At 69.9% G+C, this 3,310-nt stretch carries 5 protein-coding genes; 3 read left to right on the top strand and 2 right to left on the bottom strand.

The window, feature by feature from the left end; genetic code table 11:
- Positions 1-239: hypothetical protein (locus RCJ92_RS15380; protein WP_446755057.1), on the top strand; the 239-nt coding region annotated here is incomplete at its 5' end.
- A gap of 3 nt (positions 240-242) precedes the next feature.
- On the opposite strand, the gene RCJ92_RS15375 is transcribed toward RCJ92_RS15380, so the two are convergent.
- Both RCJ92_RS15375 and RCJ92_RS15370 read right to left on the bottom strand, forming a co-directional pair.
- Complete coding sequence (locus RCJ92_RS15375; protein WP_446755056.1) at positions 243-584, bottom strand: YciI family protein; 342 nt, start codon at positions 582-584, stop codon at positions 243-245.
- An 86-nt stretch (positions 585-670) separates the two neighbouring features.
- A complete protein-coding gene (locus RCJ92_RS15370; protein ID WP_446755055.1) occupies positions 671-1,906 on the bottom strand; it encodes a DNA recombination protein RmuC in 1,236 nt (411 codons plus the stop codon).
- An 85-nt stretch (positions 1,907-1,991) separates the two neighbouring features.
- On the opposite strand from RCJ92_RS15370, the gene RCJ92_RS15365 reads away from it, so the two are divergent.
- Both RCJ92_RS15365 and yczE read left to right on the top strand, forming a co-directional pair.
- Positions 1,992-2,606: a pyroglutamyl-peptidase I family protein gene (locus RCJ92_RS15365; protein WP_446755054.1), complete on the top strand. Its 615-nt coding sequence runs from the start codon at positions 1,992-1,994 to the stop codon at positions 2,604-2,606.
- A gap of 60 nt (positions 2,607-2,666) precedes the next feature.
- Positions 2,667-3,310 (top strand): membrane protein YczE (gene yczE / locus RCJ92_RS15360; protein ID WP_446755053.1); only part of this gene is annotated, 644 nt, incomplete at its 3' end.

Below are 3,310 nucleotides of genomic sequence, written 5' to 3'. Positions count from 1 at the left end.
CCGCCCCGTTGTGGCGGCGCAGGCTGCCGCGGGAGCAGATCAGCCAGGTCCGCGTCGAACCGGATTCCGGGCTGAACCCGGGGCTGCTGAACTGGCCGGTGCTGCGCACCGGCGGGCTGATCCGCCTGAACATGGGCGGGCGCACGGCCGTGAGCTTCTCGGCCGGCGGGCGGCGCTACCAGTTCGTGCTGGACCGGCCGCAGCTCGCCCGGCAGCTGGCCCAGGCGCTGCGCGGCTGAGGTTCAGCTTTCCGGGTCGTCCTGGAAGACCCGCACCTCCTGGGCGCAGCGGCAGCCGGCGGCGAACTTCGCCGCCCATTCCAGCGCCTCCTTGTAGCTGGGCAGCTCCAGCACCGAGTACCCGCCTTCCAGCTGGCTGGTCTGCGGGTAGGTTTGCTTGCTCACGGTCCCGTCGGCGTGCACCATCACCGGCGGGATGCTCTCATCAATGCCGCCGCCGAACACCCACACCCCGGCCTCCTTGGCCTGCCGGACCACCTCGTGGGAGGCGCGCGCCACCTCGTGCAGGTCCTCGGGCGGGAAGTCCATCGCTCCGCTGGGAAATGAGATGAGGTATTTGCTCATGGTCAACTCCTTCGCTCGGGTTTTGGCCATGCTAGCCAAGCACCGGGGCCGGCGCAGCGTTTCGCAGGCGCCGCCCAGCTGCCCGGCTAGAGGATGGAGTCCAGCACGTCGCCCTGGGTGACCTCGATGCTTTCCACATCCCGCAGCTTGCGCTCCACCGCCCGGGTGCGGGTGCCGGCTTCCCGCACGGTGTTCTGCGCGGTGGCCAGCTGCTTGCCCAGCTTGTCCCACACGTCCCCGTACTTGCGGAATTCCTCCTTCGCCGCGGCCAGCACCTGCCAGACCTCGCTGCTGCGCTGTTCGATGGCCAGGGTGCGGAAGCCCATCTGCAGCGAGTTCAGCAGGCTCATCAGCGTGGTGGGTCCGGTAATCAGCACGCGGTGCTCGGTCTGCAGCCGGCTGGCCAGCCCGGGGCGGCGCACCACCTCGGCGAACAATCCCTCGGTGGGCAGGTACATGATCGCGAAATCGGTGCTGTGCGGCGGGGCGATGTACTTCCCGGAGATCAGCTTCGCCTGCTCAATGATCGCCCGGTCCAGGGCCCGGCTGGCCTGCTCGATGTCCTGCTTGATCCCCGATTCCTGGGCGTCAAGCAGCCGCTCATAGTCCTCCTGCGGCAGCTTCGAGTCGATCGGCAGGTACACCACCCCCTGTTCCCGGCCGGGCAGCACGACGGCGAACTCCACGCTTTCGCGGCTGCCGGGGCGGATCACCACGTTCTGCTCGTACTGCTCGGCGGTCAGGATGTCCTCCAGCTGCCGGGAGAGCTGCACCTCGCCCCAGGAGCCGCGGCTTTTCACGTTGGTCAGCACGCGCTTGAGCCCGCCCACGTCGGCGGCCAGGGACTGCATCTCCCCCAGGCCCTGCTGCACCATCTCCAGGCGCTTGCTGACCAGTTCGAAGGATTCGCCCAGGCGCTTTTCCAAGGTGCCCTGAAGCTTCTCATCCACCGTCTCGCGCATCTTCTCCAGCTTCGCCTCGTTGCCGGCGCGCAGCTTGTCCATTTCCTCGCGCAGCAGGCTCTGCAGCTGCAGGTGGCGCGCGGAATTCGACTCGGTCAGCGTCGTCAGCCGCTCGTCGAGGGTGGCGCGCACCCGTTCCAGGCGCACCTCGTTGTCCTGGCGGACCTCACCCAGCGCCTGGCGCAGCTCGGCGCGCTGGCTGCCCAGGTCCTGGCGCAGTTCCCCGTGGGTGGCGCGCACCGCCTGGGTGATGGCGGCCGGGTCCTGTCCCGCCGCCCCGGTGCGCCGCACCACCAGCAGGCCGAGCAGCACGCTCAACAGGATGTTGAAGACCACCAGGATCACGAGGGCCACGGTCATGGGTTTCGTCCTTTTCGGGTTGGGAAGCGCTTCGTGTTCCCAGTTCTAGCACCCGTGCCGGACAGTTGGCGCGATAATGGGAGGCATGCGTCTTCTGGTCACCGGTTTTGAGCCCTTCGGTTCCGATCACTTCAATGCCAGCGGCCAGGTGCTGGCCCTGCTGCCCTCCCGGGTCGGGCAGCACACCCTGGCAACGGCGCTGCTGCCGGTCTCCTTCGCGCGTTCCGGCCCGGCCCTGCAGCGCCTGGTCGCCGAGCACCGCCCGCAGGCGCTGATCTGCCTGGGCGAGGCCGGGGGCCGCAGCCGGATCACCCCCGAACGCTGGGGCGTGAATGAGGATGACGCCAGGATCCCGGACAATGACGGCGCCCAGCCCCGCAGCCGCCCGATCACCGCCGGGCCGCAGCGGGTGGCCAGCACCCTGGACCCCGAACCGCTCACCGCGGCCCTGAACGCGGCAGGGTTCGGCGCCCGCGTCTCCCAGGACGCCGGGCGCTTCGTGTGCAACCACGTGGCCTACCTGGCCTACCGGATGCCGCTGCCGGCCCTGTTCATCCACGTTCCGGCGCTGCGCCCGGCCGGGCAGGCGGCCACGGTGGGGGCGGAGACCGGTGCGGGGACCGGGAACAACCACGCGGCCGGGCCGCGGGATCTAAACGAGCTGGCCCGGGCGCTGGAAGTGGCGCTGGGCACATTGTGACCGGGCGCGTCCCGCGGCTTGTGGCCCCGGTTCGCGTCCTGGTCCTAGGCTGGATGGATCATGAGCCTGACCAATCTCACCCCCCTCCAGCAGCTGCGGGCCGGGCGCCTGCCGGTGCGCCTGTTCAATCTGATCACCGGCCTGCTGCTCTTTGCGCTGGCGATGGCGCTGATGATCCGCGCCGGGCTGGGGGTGGATCCGTGGGATGTGCTGCACCTGGGCCTGGCCGAACACCTGCCGCTGTCGCTGGGCACGGTCGTGATCATCGTCGGCGCCCTGGTCCTGCTGGCCTGGATTCCGCTGCGCCAGTGGCCCGGGCTGGGGACGCTGGCCAATGTGGTGCTGATCGGGGTGGGCCTGGACCTGTTCCTGTGGCTGATCCCGCCGGTGCAGGGGCTGGGCTGGCAGCTGGGCGTGCTGCTGGCCGCAATCCTCATCAACGGGCTGGGCGGGGCGCTGTACATCGGCTGCCACTTCGGGCCCGGACCCCGCGACGGGCTGATGACCGGGCTGCACCTGCGCACCGGCTGGTCGATCCGGCTGATCCGCACGCTGATCGAGCTGGGCGTGCTGGGGGTGGGCTGGGTGCTGGGCGGTCCGGTGGGGCTGGGCACCGTGGTCTATGCGCTGCTGATTGGCCCGGCCACCCAGTTCTTCTTCCGCTACACGATCATTCGCCTGCCCGCGCCGCAGCCGGCGGGGGC

The sequence above is a fragment of the Glutamicibacter sp. BSL13 genome, assembly GCF_052928425.1.
The sequence above is the reverse complement of the archived record's forward strand: the minus strand, read 5'-3'. Positions and strand labels throughout refer to the sequence as shown.